Origin of the sequence: uncultured Anaerotruncus sp. (genome assembly GCF_902490045.1) — a bacterium.
In the GTDB taxonomy this organism is placed as follows: Bacteria; Bacillota; Clostridia; order Oscillospirales; family Ruminococcaceae; genus Anaerotruncus.
On sequence record NZ_CABUCJ010000049.1, the window covers coordinates 1 to 17,146 of the forward strand.

Consider the following 17,146-nt stretch of genomic DNA (forward strand, 5'->3'; position numbering starts at 1 on the left):
CCGGTCCCGCCGTTTTCGGGCGAAAAAATCGAGAGCAGGTTCTTCACCCGGTCATAGACGGGCGCCTCCGCACTGTCGATACGCAGGTAGGCCCCGGCGTTTTTGCTGCGGGGCGCGGCGGGCCGGGCGGGTGCCTGCGGCGCACGGTCGCGGCGGGGCGCGCCCGAATAGCGGCCCGCCCCGGCCGGCGCGCCCTCGGGCAGCGGCTCCCCGGGCGAAGCGGCGGCCTCGCAGATCAGCTTGGCGTCCTCCTCCTCGCGCATCGACACCCTGCCGCGCACGATCACGACGCTGCCCTCCGCGAGCTTGTGGGAATACTGCGTAAGCACCTTCGGGAACACCAGCATCTCGATGCTGCCGCTCGTGTCCTCAAGCATGACGAACGCCATCATCTCACCGCCGCGGGTCGATTTGAGCCGCTTGGAGGAGACGATCGCCGCGACGCGGACCGACGCGCCGTCCGATACCTGGCTCCCCCGCTCCTCGGCGTTCGAGATGTCGGCGATCAGCGTGCAGCGCTCCTGCGCGATCATCTCGGCAAAGCGCGCCATCGGGTGGCCGCTGATATAGAGCCCCGTCGTCTCCTTCTCCATCGCGAGCAGCTCGGAGGGCTCGTATTCCTCCACCTGCGGAAGCTGGTGGACGGATTTGATTCCCACGTCGGGGTTGTCGAAGAGGTTGATCTGCCCGGAGATGTTGCGCTTGGCGGCCGCGTCGATGTCGTCGAGGACCGCCTCGACTCCCTCGAGCATGCTGTGGCGGTTTTTGCAGGCGCAGTCGAGCGCGCCCGATTTGATGAGGCTTTCGACCGCGCGCTTGTTCGTCTCCTTGCCGTACATCCGCTCGCAGAAGTCGGAGAAGTCGAGGAAGGGGCCGTTCTCCTCCCGCTCTGCGATCAGCTCGCGGATGCAGCCCCGGCCGATGTTCTTGACCGCGAGCAGCCCGAAGCGGATCGCGTCCCCGCTCACCGTGAAGCCCTCTCCGCTGATGTTGACGTCGGGGGGCAGCACCTTGATGCCCATGCGCCCGCACTCGCCGATATACTCGATGACCTTGTCGGTGTTGTCGAGCACGCTCGTGAGAAGCGCCGCCATGAATTCGCGCGGATAGTGGCATTTGAGGTAGGCCGTCTCGTAGGAGACGAAGGCGTAGGCCGCCGCGTGGGATTTGTTGAAGGCGTAGGAGGCGAACGAACTCATCTCGTCGAAGATCTCGTTCGCGGTCTCCCGGGGCACGCCGTTCGCCTGCGCGCCCGAAACGAAGACCTCCCGCTCCTTTTCCATCACGTCGTGCTTCTTCTTGGACATCGCGCGGCGCACGAGGTCGGCGCGCCCGTAGGAGTAGCCGCCGAGCGCGCGGCAGATCTGCATGACCTGCTCCTGGTAGACGATGCATCCGTAGGTGACGTCGAGGATCGGTTTCAAAAGCGGGTGCTTATAGGTGACGAGCTCGGGGTTGTGGCGGTTGCGGATGTAGGTGGGGATCGACTCCATCGGCCCCGGGCGGTAGAGGGAGATGACCGCGATCAAATCCTCGATCGATTCGGGGCCGAGCTGGGCGATCACGCTGCGCATGCCCGCGGACTCGAACTGGAAGACGCCGACGCACTGCCCCTTGGTGAGCATCGCGAAGGTGTCCGGGTCGTCGAGCGGGATGCCGTCGGCGCGAAAGCCGGGGGTGCGTTTGGCGGCCTCCTTTTCGGCGTAGCTGATGACGGTCAGCGTGCGCAGGCCGAGAAAGTCCATCTTGAGCAGCCCGAGCTCTTCGAGCGTCGTCATCGTGAACTGGGTGACCGGCATCGTCTCCTCCGCCTTGTAAAGCGGCACGTAGCTGTCCACCGGGTCGCGGGTGATGACGACGCCCGCCGCATGGGTGGAGGCGTGGCGGGGCATCCCCTCGATCTTGCGCGCCATGTCGAGCAGCTCGGCGACCTTGGGGTCGCTCTCACGCATCTGTTTGAGGTCCGCCGAGACCGAAAGCGCCCGGTCGAGCGTCATTTTCAGCTCGTTCGGCACGAGCTTGGCGATCGCGTCCACCTGCTGGTAGGGGACGCCAAGCACCCGACCGACGTCGCGGATGGCCGCGCGCGCGGCCATCGTCCCGAAGGTGATGATCTGCGCGACGTGGTCCGCGCCGTACTTGCGCACGACGTAGTCGATGACCTCCTGCCGCCGCTCGTAACAGAAGTCGATGTCGAAGTCGGGCATACTGACCCGCTCGGGGTTCAAGAACCGCTCGAAGAGCAGGTTGTAGCGGATGGGGTCGATGCCGGTGATGCCGATGCAGTAGGCGGCGAGGCTTCCCGCGCCCGAACCGCGCCCCGGCCCCACCGGGATGCCGACCGATTTGGCGTAGTTGATGAAGTCGAAGACGATGAGGTAGTAGTCGACGTACCCCATCTTGATGATGACGTCCAGCTCGTATTCCAGCCGTTCCGCGACGGCCGCGTCGGGCTCTTCGCCGTAGTGGCGGCGCAGCCCCTCATAGCAGAGGCGCTTGAAGTAGGAGAGGTTGTCCTCCCCGCCCGGCGCGACGAAGAGCGGGAGTTTGGTGTTGCCGAACTCGAACTCGACGTTGCACATGTCCGCGATTTTGAGGGTGTTGTCGAGCGCGCCGGGGTAGTTCTGGAAAAGCTCGGCCATCTCGTCGCGGCTCTTGACGTAGAATTCCTCCGTCTCGAATTCGAGGTCGCCCGGCTCGTCCACCGTGGTGTTCGTCTGGATGCAGATGAGCACGCTCTGCATCTTGGCGTCCGCCCGTTCGATGTAGTGGGCGTCGTTGGTGGCGACAAGCCCGATGCCCGTCTCCCTGGAGAGCCGCAGCAGGTCGGGCAGGATCTGTTCCTGCAGCCGGATGCCGTGGTTCTGGATTTCGATGTAGTAGTTCCCCTCGCCGAAGACGTTTTGGTACCAGAGCGCCGTCTCCCTGGCGCGGTCGTAGTCCCCCGCGGCGAGCATCCGGGGGATCTCCCCCGCGAGGCAGGCAGACAGGCAGACGAGCCCCTCGTGGTACTCCTCGAGCAGGTCATGGTCGACGCGCGGCTTGGAATAGAAGCCCTCGACAAACCCGGCGGACACCATCTTGATCAGGTTCTGGTAGCCGGTGTTGTCCTTGCAGAGCAGCACGAGGTGGTAGGGGGAGCTGTCGACCTTGTGCTGTTTATCGAAGCGGGTGCGCGGCGCGACATAGACCTCGCACCCGATAATCGGCTTGACGCCCGCCTTTTTGGCGGCCTTGTAAAAGTCGATCGCGCCGAACATCACGCCGTGGTCGGTGATCGCCACGGACGACTGCCCGAGCGCCTTGACCCGCTCGACCAGCCGTTCGATCCGGCAGGCGCCGTCGAGCAGGCTGTATTCGGTATGTACGTGCAGATGCGCAAAATCAGCCATTTTCCGTTCCCCCTTCGCCCGATTTTTTCCCGCCCTAACCGAGCCGCACGGCGGTGCCCGACGCGGTCACCATGAGCATGCCGTTGTTCGCGCCGAGCACCTCGTAGTCCACGTCGACGCCGACGACCGCGTCGGCTCCGAGCGCCCGCGCGCGCTCCTCCAGTTCCCGCATCGCTTCCTCGCGCGCCCGGAGCAGCTCCTCCTCGTAGGTCCCGGAGCGGCCTCCGAAAAAGTTGGAGAGCCCGGCGGTAAAGTCCTTGATGAAATCGACGCCCGCAATGACCTCGCCGAACACGATTCCCTGGTATTCCGTAATATTTTTCCCTTCCACCGAAGGGGTCGTCGTCAGAATCATTTCTCTTCCTCCCTGTGCTCCTTTTTGCGAAGCTCCGCGGCGTATTCGGAAATCCGACGCAGACGGTGGTTGACGCCCGAGCGTGAAATCGGGCTCGTAAGCGCCTGTCCCAGCTCCCGCAGGGACATGTCCGGATTTTGCAGCCGCAGGCGCGCGAGCTCCCGCAGCTCCTCGTCGAGCGCACCGACGCCCCCCGACGCTTCGATCAGCCGGATGTCCTCGATCTGGGCAAGCGCGGCGTTGACCGTCTTGGAGATGTTGGCCGTCTCGCAGTTGGTGGCGCGGTTGACGCGGTTGCGCAGCTCCTTGACGATCTTGACCTCCATCAGCTCGAGCGACGACTTGGGCGCGCCGAGATAGGTGAGCAGGTCCTCGATGTTTTCGCTCTCCTTGTAGTAGAGCAGGTAGTCGTTGCGGCGGACGGTGCGCTTGGGCGGCGCGAGAACTTCCGCGAGCAGCGCCGCCAAATCGTCCGCGAGCGGCTGGTGCTGGGTCGCAAATTCGACGCGGTACCCCTTTTCCGGGTCGGACACCGCGCCACACGCCAGAAACGCCCCGCTCAGGAAGGCGGCGGCCTCCTCCTCGGGGACCCACGCGAAGTCGATGCGGCGGGGGTCCTCCCCCGCCCTGCAGCCGAAGCGGGAGAGCACGGCGACCCGGTCGGAGAAGCTGTCCACCGTCACGAGGTAGACGCTCCGGCGGTCCTTGCGCTTGACCTCCCGCAGGGTGATGCTGCCCCCCAGCCCCACCAGGTCGGAGATGCTGTCCGCGTAGAGGCGCGCGACGAATTTGTGTTCGGTGTGGAGCGAGATCTCCTCCGGCCCGAACGCGCGTCCAAACAGCAAAAGGCCGTAGGCGAGCGCCCCCCTGCGGCGCTGGCGAAACGGCCTGTTATTGCAGATTTCACTTTTGATGCGGTAGGCAAACGACATGGCTACTCCTTGCGCTTGGCGATATCCCGGTGGGTCACGGTGCTGCGCACCTTCTGTTCCTGCATGTGCTCCTCCAGAAGCTGCGCGAAGACCACCGAACGGTGCTTTCCGCCCGTGCAGCCGACCGCGATGGTGAGCTGGGTCTTCCCCTCGTCCCGGTAGAGGGGAAGCAGGTAGTCGACGAGGTCGAACAGCTTGGGAATCAGCTTCTGCGCCTGCTCCCACTTGAGGACGTACTCCCGTACCGGCCCGTCGAGGCCGGTCAGGTTCTTGAGCTCGGGCACGTAGAAGGGGTTCGGCAGGCAGCGCACGTCGAAGACGAGGTCCGCCTCCTTGGGCAGGCCGAATTTAAAGCCGAAGGACATACAGTTGACGAGCATCGCCTGGTTTTTGTCGTCGAGGAAGATGCCGACCACCTTTTCCCGCAGCTGGTTGACCGAGAGGTAGGTGGTATCGATCACATAGTCGGCGCACTCCCGCAGCCGGGAGAGCAGCCGCCGTTCCTCCGCGATCGCCTCTTCGATCGAGGTGTTTTCGTCGTCCATCAGCGGGTGGGTGCGGCGGGTCTCCTTATAGCGCTGGATGAGCGTCGCGTCCTCGCAGTCGAGAAAAAGGGTCTCAAAGCCGCTTGACGCCTCCAAGAACTCCTCGATCCCCTCGAAGATGTCCCCGAAAATTTCCCGGCTGCGCGCGTCGATGACAAGCGCGACCTTATCCACCTTATCCCCCGCCTGGAGGCACAGGTCGGTAAAGGATTTGACCATCTTGGGCGGAAGATTGTCGACACAGTAGTAGCCGATATCCTCCATGGCCGCGATCGCGCGGGACTTTCCCGAACCGGACATGCCGGTGATGATTACAAATTCCATAGGCTTCCTTTTCCGCCCGCCAGGCGGGCGCTCTCAGAGCAGTTTGATTTCACATTCGAGCGTGTAGCCGGTCTGTTCCAGCACTTCCTTTTTGACCAGTTCGACGAGCGCGAGCACGTCGCGGCAGGTGGCGTTCTGGTAGTTGATGACGAAACCCGCGTGTTTTTCGCTCACCATCGCGCCGCCCACCCGGCGGCCCTTGAGCCCGCACCGGTCGATGAGCGCCGACGCGTAGGAACCCTCCGGGCGTTTGAAGGTGCTGCCGCCGCTCGGGTATTCGAGCGGCTGCTTCTGCTTCCTGCGCGCCATGAGGTCGTCCATTCTGGCGCGGATGGCGGCGGGGTCGCCCCTTTGGAGACGGAAGACCGCAGCGGTGACGAGATGCCCGGGGCGGCTCGTAAACCAGCTGTGCCGGTAGGAGAGCTCCAGCTCCGCGGCGTCTAAGACGCGCTCCCCTCCGTCGGGCGTGAGGCAGCGGACGCTTTCGAGCACATCCTTCATCTCGCCGCCGTAGGCGCCCGCGTTCATGCAGACCGCGCCCCCCACGCTGCCGGGGATGCCGTAGGCGAATTCCAGCCCCGACAGCCCCTGCTGCCACGCGAAGACGCAGAGCGCCGTCAGGCTCGAGCCCGCGGGACAGAAGATCGTCTCCGGGCCTTGCAGGCGGGGCTTTGCGGCCTGTTCGTCGAGGGAGAGCACCGCGCCCCGGACGCCCTCGTCCGAGACGAGCAGGTCGGACCCCCTGCCGATGATCGAGAGCGGAACGCCCAGCTCCCCCGCCCGCCGCAGGACCTTTGCGGCCGTCTCGGCGTCCTCCGGGCGGACCAGCAGATCCGCCGGTCCCCCGATTTTAAACGACGTGTGCCTGGACATCGGTTCGTCCGCAAGACAGGCGCACCCGATCGATTCGCAGTACGCCCGCAGCTCGTGTATCCCGCTCATGAAGCCTCCTGGAAAATCATTTGTATTGTTTGCCGAGCAGCGCCGCGCCGATGATGCCCGCGTCGTTGCCGAGCTTCGCCTTGATGATCTGCGAGCAGTTGTTGGGGTCGTAGTTGAAGGTCTGCGGATAGGCGCGCTCCCGCATCGGGCCGAAAAGGGTCTCCCCCTCCTTGCTGATGCCGCCGCCGATGACGACCGCCTGCGGCTGGAAGAGGTTGATGATGCCGCTCACCGCGTAGGCGAGGTAGTCGATATACTGGTCGACGACCGCCTTGCCTGCCTCGTCTCCCGCGCGCATCGCGTCGAACGCGGTGCGGCCGCTCACCTTGTCGAGGCTACCCTCCGCGAGCTCCCACATCTTGGATTTCGCGTTGAGCTGCATCGATTCGCGAGTGATGCGGATGAGCCCGGTCACCGCACAGTAGGACTCGATGCAGCCGCGGCGGCCGCAGGTGCAGGGCACGCCCTGGTAAACCATGCCGATGTGCCCGAGCTCCGCGCCCTTGTAGTTGAAGCCCGACTGGATTTTTCCGTCGATGACGATGCCGCCGCCCACCCCGGTGCCGAGCGTGATCAGGACGACCGAATCGAGCCCCTCGGCCGCGCCGGCCATCAGCTCGCCGTACGCCGCGGCGTTTGCGTCGTTTTCAACGTAAACCTTCTTGCCGAGCCGTTCGGCGACGAGCATCCCCAGCGGGGTGTCGTGGAAGCCGAGGTTCGCCGCGAGGCCCACCATGCCCGTTTCGGGGTTCACGGTGCCGGGCGTCCCGACGCCCACCCAAGCGACCTCGTCGAAGGTGACGCCCGCGTTCTCAACCGCCCGGCGCGCGGTCGCCGCCATGTCGTCGGCAATCTCCTCAGCCGGGTGGAACGCCTTGGTCTTTTCATTGGCACGGCCGACAATCTGGCGGTTTTCATCCACCACGCCGACGGCGATGTTGGTGCCGCCCAGATCGATTCCCACGTAATAACTCATCGTATGCTCTCCCTTTCCTCTTGATGTCCTCCTGATGGCTTTTATAAAAGCGGACGTCCGCTCTTTTCCCGCGCGAGCGCCAGAAACCGCTCGTAATCGGCGTTCATCACAAGCTCCTCCGGAAAGCCGATCTCCTCCAGCATTTCGACCGCCGCGCCGACATTGCCGATCTGGGTGAAGAAGTGCGCGTCCGAGCTGCACACCACCCGCACCCCATATTTTTTGCAGCTCTCCGCGATCTTCCGGCAGTTTTCCGCCGAGCCGGGCCTGCATTCAAAGGAGTGGGCGTTGATCTCGACGATCTTGCCGTTTTCGGCGAACGCCTTCACGACGGTGTCCACGTCGAACCAGTAGCGCTCATCCCCCGCGTGGCCGATCACGTCGACGAGGGGGTTCCTCGCGACCGCGAGCCAGCCGGCGGTGTGCTCCTCCTCGGCGGCGGGCGCGAGACAGTTGACATGGTAGGAGGCGATCACCCAGTCGAGCCGCGCGAGCTTGCGGTCGGGCAGGTCGAGCCCCCCTTCGTAATCGATGATATTCGTCTCCGCGCCCTTGAGGACGACGACCCCCTCCATCACGTCGGGGATCACCTTCGGCAGGTTGCTGAAAAACATCCCGCCCGGCGCGCCCTCCATCGCCGGGCAGTGCTCGGTGACGCAGAGAAACCGGAGTCCGGTGCGCGCGGCGTATTGCACGTTCTCCTGGACGGTGCTGAACGCGTGGTCGCACGCGACGGTGTGGCTGTGGGTTTCCGCGATGATCTGCATGCAGTCAGGTTCCTTTCCGGATTAGAAATCTCCCCAGTCGGTGGGGTTGCCGCCGTCCGGCTCGACCATGCCGAGCTTTTCGAGCAGCTCCTGGGCGGCGTTGTAGCCCATGCGCTTCTGACGGTTGTTCATCGCCGCGACCTCGATGATGATGGCGAGGTTGCGCCCCGGCTTCACCGGGATGGTCAGCGACGGAATCTGTACGCCGAGCACCTCGGTGTATTCGTCGTTCATGCCCATCCGGTCGTACACCTTGGCGGCGTCCCACTGTTCGAGCTGGACAATCATGTTGATCTTCTCGGTCATCTTGACCGCGCCGATGCCGAAGAGGCGGCGGGCGTTGATGATGCCCACGCCGCGCAGCTCCATAAAGTGGCGGATGTTTTCGGGCGACGAACCGACGAGGCTCTTGGCGGAGACGCGCCGGATCTCCACCGCGTCGTCCGCGATGAGGCGGTGGCCGCGCTTGACGAGCTCGATGGCCGTCTCGCTCTTGCCGACGCCGCTCTCGCCGAGCAGCAGGATGCCCTCGCCGTAGACCTCGACGAGCACGCCGTGGCGGGTAACGCGGGGGGCGAGTTCGACGTTGAGTTCCCCGATCAGCCCCGCCATGAAGGTTGAGGTGCCGTCGGCGGTGCGCAGCAGCGGGACCTTGTATTTCTGCGCGGCGGAACGCATCCGGTCGGTCACCTCGATGTTCCGGGTGATGACGACCGCGGAGGGCCGGCTCGAAAAATAGTCGTCCACGCGGCGGGTACGCTCCTCCTCGTCGAACTGGTCGAGGAAGGCAAACTCGCTCTTTCCGAGAATCTGCATCCGCTGGTGGTCGAAATAGTCAAAAAAACCGGACAGCTGCAGCCCGGGCCGGTTGACCTCGGGCGTGGAGATGGAGATTCCGGCAGCGTCTTCCGGCAGATAGACCACCTCAAGGTTGAAATCCTTGATCAGCTTCTGGAGGGGCACAATAAATTTTGTCGCCACATGAGCACCTTCTTTATTTGTTTTCCGTCGATATTCCTCTAGCTATTATACATGATGGACGCGCATCTTTCAAACCCTATTTTGGGCAAAAATGTATTTCCAAATGCAGTTGAAATCCACCCGGCAATGTATTATACTTTTATGAGCCACTGAAAGAAAGGGGAATTGCTGCTTGCAAAGACGGTTCGCGGCCCTCGCCGCCGGCGTGCTGCTCCTGTTTTCGGCCGTGACGGCCGGCGCCGAAACGCCCCCCGGCGACGCGTCCCCGGCCCCCGTCGCCGAACAGACCTGGCGGTATCTCGACGCCAATCCCCCTGGAGAAAACAGCATCCTCGCCTATTCACTCGGCGGACAGGCTGTGCGGGAGGACGCGGCCGACATGCTGGCCGGGGAGCTGCAAAGCGGCATTTTGGACGGATTTTCCTCCCCCCGCGCGCTTGAACGGGGCATCATCGGGCTGGTCAAGAGCGGCCGGGACCCGGCGTCCTTTGAAAAGACCGACCTCGTCTCCGCCCTCTACTCCCATGAAAACATCTACCAGGAGGGGCTGGGCGGCGCGCTTTTGGCGCTGGCCGCCTACAGCGCGGCGGACGCGCAGGCGCCCGTCTCTGCGCACAACTCCCCCACCGCGGTCATCGACTATATCGTATCCTCCCAGCTTCGCGAGGGCGGATTCGGTTCCGCCGCCGGGCGCGACCCCGATGTGCGCACCACCGCGCAGGCGGTCACCGTCCTCGCCGCGAGCCGGGACATCCCCTATGTGAACACCGCGGTCAACCGGGCGCTCTCCTGGCTGAGCACCCAGCAGGATGAGGACGGCGCTTTCCTGCGCGGCGGCCGTCCCGACTGCGAGAGCACCGCGGCGGTCCTGACGGCGGTGCGCACCTGCGGCATCGGCCTGGGTGACGCGCGGTTCACCAAAAACGGGCGGGACCTCCACGACGCGCTCCAATCCTTCCGGCAGCAGGACGGCGGCTACGCCGCCGCCATCGGCGGGCCTTCGGAGGTCGCGGCCACCGAGGCGGCGGTGATCGCCCTCTCGACCGATGCGACCGGCCTCTCGCCCTACCTGCCGCCCGAGCGGTATCCCGGCTATGTGGAGCCGCAGCCCGATTCCACCTACGTGTTCCTGCGGTTCCTCTTCGGATTCCTGCTCCTCTTCGGACTGCTCTACCTGGTCCTGATCCTCACCGGGAAGATCGGCAAACGCTGGGGCAAGTTCCCCCCCGCGGAACCGGAGGATCCCGGCGAAACTCCCGGCGCGGGCGCGGATACCCGCACGCTTGAGCTCAATATCCCGATGAAAGCGGAGATCCCCGACTTCGACGCCCCAGCCGGCGGCGACCCGCCCGAACCGCCGGAAGATTAATTAAAAAGACAGCCGCCCGCGGGCGGCTGTCTTTTTTCGCGTGTCAGCGGTTGAGAAAGGTGAAGTTCGAGTCCTGCGCGAAGTTCTCGAAATTGTACATGACGAGCACGTCGTCAAATTCCGTCCGCGCCATGACCTCGCTCATTGGCGCCGTCAGGTTGCGCAGGTCGACCATCCACACCTCGTCGTAGCTGTAGGTCAGGAAGGGTGCGAACGGGTTCCCGTAGCTGTCCTTGATGAGCAGGACGCGGGAGGTCCGCCCCTCCTTGTGGTTAAGGCTGTTTTCCGATTTGATGACGGTCAGGTCGCTGTTGCCCCACAGGAAGGCGGCGTGCTTGTCCCGTTCTCCCCACTTCTCCGCGTCGTAAAGGCCGGGCTTCTCCTCCCCGCCCACCGTGACGGAGGAGACGGGAATCTCGTACCACTCGATCGTGTCCGGGACCGCGGAAAAGAGCTTGCACTTGCTGAAGTAGGTGCCGTAGAAGCCGGGCGCCTCCCTGCGCAGCGGCTCCAGCGCGGAAAATTCCACCGCCCTGAGCCCCCGGGACTCGACGAACGCACGATAGGCGTTGTAGGCGCCCCAGGTCGTCCAATGGTGGTCGGTGCGGTAGTAGGCCTGCCGCTCCGACGCGGCGAGCCGCATCACCGGAAAGAGATCGAGCACGTTCGCGCCGCCGGGCAGCGCGCCATAGATTTCGGCGACGCGCGCGGCCTGATCGACGTTTTGCAGCCCCTCCGGGAGCTTGTCGGAAAGGATTTCGTAGGAATTCGGGATGACGGCCACAGTGATCGGCGCGGCGTCCCGGTAAGCGGCCAGATAGGTCCCGAGCAGCTCGATATTCATCGAAAGGCGGCGCTCGTCCACCGTCTCATACCGGTCGAACAGGTAGTGGTCCGCCCCGTAGACGATGCCGTTGTTTTCGATTTTGCCGAGCGCCGACTCGCTCACCGATTTGAGCGTGATCCACCCGTCCCGCCCGACGAACTGGTCGTTCAGATAGGTTTCAAACCGCTGGGTGTACTTGTTCTCCTGCTCCTTTGCCAGCAGTGCCGTCGCCGTCAGCTTGGGCCTCTGGGCGAGCGGGCGGTTCTCAAGCTCGCTCTTCTCCCGGTCGGGGGTCAGCAGGTTCGCCGCCGACACGACCAGCAGGAAGGCCGCGAAGAGGAAGACGAGCGGATATTTTTTAAAAGTCTGCATCATGCTTCCCCCTCAGAAGTTCCAGTAGAGGAACGGATTGTAGGTGGAGTCGACCAGATAGGCGACCGAGAGCACCAGTATAAGCCCCAAAAACGGCAACGCGAGCACGCGGCAGAGTTTTGGGCGGCGGTCACGGATGCGGTTCAGCACCGGCATGGAGAAGAGAATCCCCAGCGCCAGCACGACCGCGTAGTTGCGCAGGTAGAACATCCATTCCGTCCCACCTGTAAAGGAAAATAGCTTTCCAAAGAAAACACCGAGCGCGCCGAAGTTCCCCTCAATTGCAAAGAGTCCCCACCCGAGCATGACCGCCAGCAGAGAGTAGGCGTGGGAAAAGAACGGGTGCCTGTCCAGGAATCCGCGGAAGCCCATCCGCTCGATCATGAGCAGGACGAAGTAGTAAAGCCCCCACAGCACAAAGTTCCAGCTCGCGCCGTGCCACAGCCCGGTGAGCGCCCAGACGACCAGCAGGTTCAGGACGTTGCGCGCCGGGCCCCTGCGGCTGCCGCCGAGCGGGATATAGACATAGTCGCGGAACCACCCAGAAAGGGTCATATGCCACCGCCGCCAGAACTCGGTGACGCTGCGGGAGATATAGGGGTAGTTGAAGTTCTGCGGGAAGGTAAACCCGAGCGCCCGGCCCATGCCGATGGCCATGAGCGAATAGCCGGAAAAATCGAAGTAGATCTGGAGCGTGAAGGCCGCCAGCGCGAGCCACGCCGAAGCGGTCGAGACGTTCGCAAACCCGACCGCCGCCACGTCGCTCCACAGTGCGCCGATCGAATTGGCCAGCAGCACCTTGCTGCCCAGGCCGAGGATGAAGAGTCCGATGCCGTCCTGCACCGCGCCGAGGGTGATTTTGCGGCTGTGCAGCTCGCGGCTGATGTCGGAGTACTTGACGATCGGGCCGGCGATCAGCTGCGGGAAGAGGACGACGAAGGTGCCGAAATTGATGATGCTGCGTTCGGTCTCCACCCTGCCCGTGTAGACGTCGACCGTATAGGTCATGATCTGGAAGGTATAGAAGCTGATGCCGAGCGGAAGGGTCCTGGCAGCTTCGATGTAGGGGACCGCCATCCCCGTCAGCGTGTTCCAGTTATCGATCAAAAAGTTGCTGTACTTGAAGAAGACGAGCCATCCGATGCTGAAAATGAGCGATAGCAGCAGGATGGCGCGGCTGAGCGCGCGGTTTTTCCGCCAGCGGCCGATGGCCAGCCCCGCAAAGTAGTTGACGAGGATCACCGCGATCATCACCGGGAAAAAGCGGATTTCCCCCCATGAATAAAAGACGAGGCTCGCCACGAGCAGTACGGCGTTTTTCAGCCGCGCCGGCGCGATATAATAGGCCGCGAAGGCCACCGGCAAAAAACAGAACAGGAACAGCAGGCTGCTGAATACCACGGGTTTCTCCCCTTTTTGTCACAAAATGAAAGTGTACCGAATAGAAGCTATCCAGTACACTTTACCAAATCCTGCGGTTTTATGCAAGATTTACGCGGCAAATGCCTCGTCGATGATCTTGACCGCGCGGTCGAGATCGTCGTCAAAGGTTTCCGGGCTCTCCCCGAGGATCACGAGGAACACATAGTTCCCCCGGTCGACCACGCGGCCCTTCTGCGCCTTTTCCGACTGGTCGGGCAGGTAGTTCGCGAAGGATGCCTGCACATCCTTGAGGCGCTTGCCCATCGCCTCGATCACCGCGTCCCTCTGTTCCGGCTTCGCCTTGACGGCAAGCAGGTTGTCGGCGCTCACATTGACCATCGCGAACTGTCCGTAATACTCGTCCACGTCCTTTTCGGGGTCGATGTAGAAGACGTCCTTCATGAGGGTGTCGTCGATCTCGGCGGGCATCGCGATCCCCACCTCGTCGATGATCTGGTCGACCACCGTCTGGATCGTCTGCCCCTCCTTCATCTCGGCGGAACTGCCGGAGGCCGCGGGTTTCGAACCGCACCCGGCAAGCGCCCCGGCGCACAGGACGGCGGAAAGCAGGACGGCAAAAATCTTTTTCATGTTACATTCTCCTTTGGTCATTGCCCGCATCGGGCTTCATTCTTCCCTCATAGAGTATGCCCAAACGCGCGGATTACTTCAGGAAAATTGGAAAAATTTTTTAAGCGGCCTTAAAACGGGCGTTTTTCAGGACACGCTGCCGAAAAATTCCGCCATCCTCCGGTCCTTCGGATTGCCGAAGACCTCCTCCGGCGGGCCCGATTCGACGATCTCCCCGTCGCACATGAAGAGGATCTTGTTGGCCACGTCCCGCGCAAAGGACATCTCATGGGTGACGACGACCATTGTCATCCCCTCCTCCGCGAGCTTGCGCATGACGCCGAGCACCTCGGCGGTGAGCTGTGGGTCGAGCGCGGAGGTCGGCTCGTCGAAGAGCATGATGTCGGGGTTGAGCATGAGCGCGCGCGCGATCGCGACCCGCTGCTTCTGCCCGCCCGACAGCGTCGAGGGCATCGCGTCGATCTTGTCCTGAAGTCCCACCTTGCCGAGGATGGACGCCGCGCGCGCGTCCGCCTCCTCCCGGGCGACGCCCTGCGTCTTGATGAGCGGCATCGTCAGGTTTCTGCGCACCGACAGGTGCGGAAAAAGGTTGAAGGACTGGAAGACCATCCCCATCTTCGCGGTGATCGCCCGCACCTTCGCCGGCGGCGGATAGACCCCGTCGGTGACGAACGGCTCCCCCTCAACGACGATGCTGCCGCCGTCCACCTTCTCCAAGTCGATCAGGCAGCGCAGCATCGTGCTCTTGCCCGCGCCCGACGGCCCGATGACCGCGATCACGTCGCCCCGCTTCACGGTGAAGCTCACGTCGGTGAGCACGTCCTGCCCGGAAAAGCCCTTTTTGAGGCCGCTTACTTCGATCAGATTCATGTCCCCGCCCTCCTTAATAGGCCGTTTTCTTTTCCAGCCAGTTGAAAACCAACTGGAGGACGGTGTTCATCGCCAGGTAGATGACGAAGGCGATCACATAGGGGAAGATGCTCCCGGTGCGGCTGACCGCCACCTTGGCATAGTGGAGGATTTCCGGGATCGCAATCGCGAAAACGAGCGCGGTGTCCTTGACGAGCGTGATTGACTCGTTGGTGATGCTCGGCAGCGCGACGCGGATCATCTGCGGCAGGATGACGTGGAAGGTGGTCTGCACCTTGTTAAGCCCGAGGACTTGACAGGCCTCATACTGCCCGCGGTCGATCGACAGGAGGCCCCCGCGGAAGATTTCAGCAAAATAGGCGGCATAGTTGAGGGAAAATCCCACCAGCGCGCAGGTCATCGCGCTGAAAAAGAGGGTGCGGAAGGGCTCCCCCAGCAGAGGCAGGCCAAAATAGATGAAGAAGAGCTGCAGCATCAACGGCGTGCCGCGCATGACATAGATGTAGGCGTTTACCAGCCAGCGCAGCGGCGCTATGCGGCTGCGGGTGCACAGGGTCAGCAGAAAGCCCAGCGGGATGGAGGCCGCCAGCACCACCACAAACAAAAGCAGCACGGCGCCCAGGCCCTGCATCAGCGCGGAAGTTGTTACAACAATTTCGTTCCAGTCCATTGAGGCACGCTCCCATTCATTTTCCCAGACTGTTTTCCGGGGCGAAGCGCCCTTCGCCCCGGAAAACAGTCTGCACTCCCGCCCAAAAGGGGGCGGGAGTGCAACATTTTCACTTGCGGAATCCGATTCAGGCGGCGTCCATCACGACGATAACCTGCTCGTTCTTCATGTAGGGACGGCTCATCTCATAGTTTTCCTGCCGCTCGGACGTGATGGTCAGGCCGTTCCAGATGCAGGTGATCTTGCCGGTTTCCAGCTCCATATCCTTGGCGTCCCAGTCAATCGGCTTCGCCTCGAACTTCATTCCCAGCTTTTCGCAGACCGCCTTGGCCAGGTCGATGTCCGCGCCCACGATCTCGTTCTTTTCATCGGTGAAGCCCATCGGCGGGAAGGAGGCGTCCAGCCCGACCACAAACGTCTCCGGAAGAGCGGACGTGTCGGCCTCGCCCTCGGGCGCATAGGTGACGATCATGTCGTCTTTTCCAAACCATTTCTGGGAGATCTCAGCGACCTTACCCTCCTGAGCCAATTCGTAGAGGGCGTTTTCCACGGCGTTCTTCAGGGCGGTTTCGCCCTTTTTGAAGCCGATGCCGTATTCTTCGGCGGCCATCGTCTCATCCAGAACCTTCATGGCCTTCTGGTTCGCGGTGATGTAATACTCCGCGACCACCGAGTCCATCACAATGGCGTCGCAGCGGCCGAGCTCCAGGTCGCCCATGGCGGTGACATAGTCGGCGTACTCCTTGGCGGCGCCGTCTTTGATCGAGGAATAAATCTCGTCCTTCTGGAGGGCCTCAAGCCCCGAGGAATCTTTCTGCGCGGCGACGACCTTTCCGGCCAGGTCCGCTTTCGCGTTGATCGCGGCCGGCGCCGCGGAGGACTCGGGAGCGGCCTGGTTGCCGCAGGCGGTAAAGAGGGTCGCGCAGAGCAGCGCGGCGAGAAGGACGGTTAAAATCTTCTTCATATGCTTTCTCCCAATTCATCGTTGATTTTTGCCTCAAGGGCGGCGGCGCGGCAAAATCCGGACCGCTTTTGAATATTTTATACTTTATCAAGGTAAATTGCTACCCTTGTAGCAGGCTGTTATGCCGATTTTCCCCAACCTTTCGCCGGTTTTCTCCGGATTTCTCGCCCATTCTCACGATCGCGCCGCAATCGGCGCACACGATCAGGCGAAATCTCCCCGCAGGCTGATCTCCCCCGCGCCGATCGTTTCCATTTTTCCGCCGGACAGCCTTACAAGCAGGCGCGCCTCGTCGTCGATGCCGACGGCGTAGGCCTCCCGGCGTTCCTCCCCCCGCACCAGCATCACCGGCCGGTCGAGCACACAGGAGCGCGCGCGGTATTCCTCAAGGAAGGTCCGTTCCCCGAGTTCGCCGCAGAGGGCGAGCATCTCCGTGATGATCGCCGCCGCCAGCGCGGCCCGGTCGGTCCCCCGCGCGCCCGCCGACTCGAGGGAAGTCGCCACGCCGGAAAGCGCGGGCGGGAAGCTCGCGTCCAGCACGTTGACGCCGATGCCGATCACGACGAATTCCGGCCTGCCGTCCGCGCCGAGCGGCGCCTCCGCCAGGATTCCGCAGAGTTTTTTCCCCGCGTAATAGAGGTCGTTCACCCATTTGACGCCCACCTCCACCCCCGCGGCGCGGGAGATGGCGCGCGCGGTCGCGACCGCCGCCGCCGGGGTGACGAGCGCCGTATCCGCGGCGGAGAGTCCGGGGCGCAGCACCATCGAGAGATAGACCCCCGCCCCGCCCGGCGAAAAGAAGCTGCGGCCCAGCCGGCCGCGGCCCGCCGTCTGGCGCTCGGCAATCA

Annotated in this window: 16 protein-coding genes; 1 reads left to right on the plus strand and 15 read right to left on the minus strand. The window is 63.2% G+C overall.

The genetic code is table 11. From position 1 onward, the window contains the following. From RDM88_RS06905 to hprK, 8 genes are all read right to left on the minus strand, one after another. On the minus strand, positions 1 to 3,392 hold a 3,392-nt coding region (locus RDM88_RS06905; protein ID WP_308754131.1), incomplete at its 3' end, for a DNA polymerase III subunit alpha. 34 nt (positions 3,393 to 3,426) lie between these two features. Continuing rightward, entirely contained in the window at positions 3,427 to 3,747 is a 321-nt protein-coding gene (locus RDM88_RS06910) for a putative heavy metal-binding protein (protein WP_308754132.1), read from the minus strand. Then, positions 3,744 to 4,679 (minus strand): DNA-binding protein WhiA, encoded by a 936-nt coding sequence (gene whiA / locus RDM88_RS06915; RefSeq protein ID WP_308754133.1) that lies wholly within the window; start codon positions 4,677 to 4,679, stop codon positions 3,744 to 3,746. Before whiA ends, RDM88_RS06910 begins: the two co-directional genes overlap by 4 nt. A 2-nt stretch (positions 4,680 to 4,681) precedes the next feature. Continuing rightward, complete coding sequence (gene rapZ, locus RDM88_RS06920) at positions 4,682 to 5,548, minus strand: RNase adapter RapZ (RefSeq protein WP_308754134.1); 867 nt, start codon at positions 5,546 to 5,548, stop codon at positions 4,682 to 4,684. Positions 5,549 to 5,581: 33 nt separating this feature from the next. Continuing rightward, a complete protein-coding gene (murB, locus tag RDM88_RS06925) occupies positions 5,582 to 6,490 on the minus strand; it encodes a UDP-N-acetylmuramate dehydrogenase (protein ID WP_308754135.1) in 909 nt (302 codons plus the stop codon). A gap of 16 nt (positions 6,491 to 6,506) precedes the next feature. Further along, the gene (locus RDM88_RS06930) at positions 6,507 to 7,466 is read right to left on the minus strand and encodes an ROK family protein (protein WP_308754136.1); all 960 of its coding nucleotides are present in this window, start codon (positions 7,464 to 7,466) and stop codon (positions 6,507 to 6,509) included. Positions 7,467 to 7,507: 41 nt separating this feature from the next. Further along, a complete protein-coding gene (locus RDM88_RS06935; RefSeq protein WP_308754137.1) occupies positions 7,508 to 8,233 on the minus strand; it encodes a phosphatase in 726 nt (241 codons plus the stop codon). Positions 8,234 to 8,254: 21 nt separating this feature from the next. Then, positions 8,255 to 9,214 carry an HPr(Ser) kinase/phosphatase gene (hprK, locus tag RDM88_RS06940; protein ID WP_308754138.1) on the minus strand — a complete coding sequence of 320 codons (960 nt, stop codon included), beginning with the start codon at positions 9,212 to 9,214 and terminating at the stop codon, positions 8,255 to 8,257. 172 nt (positions 9,215 to 9,386) lie between these two features. Between hprK and RDM88_RS06945 the strand changes: the two genes are divergently transcribed. Continuing rightward, positions 9,387 to 10,583, plus strand: a complete 1,197-nt coding sequence (locus tag RDM88_RS06945) for a terpene cyclase/mutase family protein (RefSeq protein ID WP_308754139.1) — start codon at positions 9,387 to 9,389, stop codon at positions 10,581 to 10,583. Between the two features lie 43 nt (positions 10,584 to 10,626). On the opposite strand, the gene RDM88_RS06950 is transcribed toward RDM88_RS06945, so the two are convergent. The 7 genes from RDM88_RS06950 to RDM88_RS06980 all read right to left on the minus strand — a co-directional run. Beyond that, positions 10,627 to 11,781, minus strand: a complete 1,155-nt coding sequence (locus tag RDM88_RS06950; protein ID WP_308754140.1) for a DHHW family protein — start codon at positions 11,779 to 11,781, stop codon at positions 10,627 to 10,629. A 12-nt stretch (positions 11,782 to 11,793) separates the two neighbouring features. Next, the gene (locus RDM88_RS06955; protein WP_308754141.1) at positions 11,794 to 13,182 is read right to left on the minus strand and encodes an MBOAT family O-acyltransferase; all 1,389 of its coding nucleotides are present in this window, start codon (positions 13,180 to 13,182) and stop codon (positions 11,794 to 11,796) included. Between the two features lie 90 nt (positions 13,183 to 13,272). Further along, positions 13,273 to 13,794 carry a DUF4358 domain-containing protein gene (locus RDM88_RS06960; RefSeq protein WP_308754142.1) on the minus strand — a complete coding sequence of 174 codons (522 nt, stop codon included), beginning with the start codon at positions 13,792 to 13,794 and terminating at the stop codon, positions 13,273 to 13,275. 126 nt (positions 13,795 to 13,920) lie between these two features. Then, complete coding sequence (locus RDM88_RS06965; RefSeq protein ID WP_308754143.1) at positions 13,921 to 14,664, minus strand: amino acid ABC transporter ATP-binding protein; 744 nt, start codon at positions 14,662 to 14,664, stop codon at positions 13,921 to 13,923. 13 nt (positions 14,665 to 14,677) lie between these two features. After that, positions 14,678 to 15,334, minus strand: coding sequence for an amino acid ABC transporter permease (locus RDM88_RS06970; protein WP_308754144.1), 657 nt, complete (start codon positions 15,332 to 15,334; stop codon positions 14,678 to 14,680). A 127-nt stretch (positions 15,335 to 15,461) separates the two neighbouring features. Next, positions 15,462 to 16,298: a transporter substrate-binding domain-containing protein gene (locus tag RDM88_RS06975; RefSeq protein ID WP_308754145.1), complete on the minus strand. Its 837-nt coding sequence runs from the start codon at positions 16,296 to 16,298 to the stop codon at positions 15,462 to 15,464. A gap of 204 nt (positions 16,299 to 16,502) precedes the next feature. Next, on the minus strand, positions 16,503 to 17,146 hold a 644-nt coding region (locus RDM88_RS06980; RefSeq protein WP_308754146.1), incomplete at its 5' end, for a biotin--[acetyl-CoA-carboxylase] ligase.

Bases quoted from the DNA above. Each gene is read 5' to 3' on its own strand.
- RDM88_RS06965 (WP_308754143.1), bottom strand. From the start codon at position 14,664: ATGAATCTGATCGAAGTAAGCGGCCTCAAAAAGGGCTTTTCCGGGCAG.
- rapZ (WP_308754134.1), bottom strand. From the start codon at position 5,548: ATGGAATTTGTAATCATCACCGGCATGTCCGGTTCGGGAAAGTCCCGC.
- RDM88_RS06930 (WP_308754136.1), bottom strand. From the start codon at position 7,466: ATGAGTTATTACGTGGGAATCGATCTGGGCGGCACCAACATCGCCGTC.
- RDM88_RS06935 (WP_308754137.1), bottom strand. From the start codon at position 8,233: ATGCAGATCATCGCGGAAACCCACAGCCACACCGTCGCGTGCGACCAC.
- RDM88_RS06970 (WP_308754144.1), bottom strand. From the start codon at position 15,334: ATGGACTGGAACGAAATTGTTGTAACAACTTCCGCGCTGATGCAGGGC.
- murB (WP_308754135.1), bottom strand. From the start codon at position 6,490: ATGAGCGGGATACACGAGCTGCGGGCGTACTGCGAATCGATCGGGTGC.
- RDM88_RS06975 (WP_308754145.1), bottom strand. From the start codon at position 16,298: ATGAAGAAGATTTTAACCGTCCTTCTCGCCGCGCTGCTCTGCGCGACC.
- RDM88_RS06950 (WP_308754140.1), bottom strand. From the start codon at position 11,781: ATGCAGACTTTTAAAAAATATCCGCTCGTCTTCCTCTTCGCGGCCTTC.
- whiA (WP_308754133.1), bottom strand. From the start codon at position 4,679: ATGTCGTTTGCCTACCGCATCAAAAGTGAAATCTGCAATAACAGGCCG.
- RDM88_RS06960 (WP_308754142.1), bottom strand. From the start codon at position 13,794: ATGAAAAAGATTTTTGCCGTCCTGCTTTCCGCCGTCCTGTGCGCCGGG.
- RDM88_RS06910 (WP_308754132.1), bottom strand. From the start codon at position 3,747: ATGATTCTGACGACGACCCCTTCGGTGGAAGGGAAAAATATTACGGAA.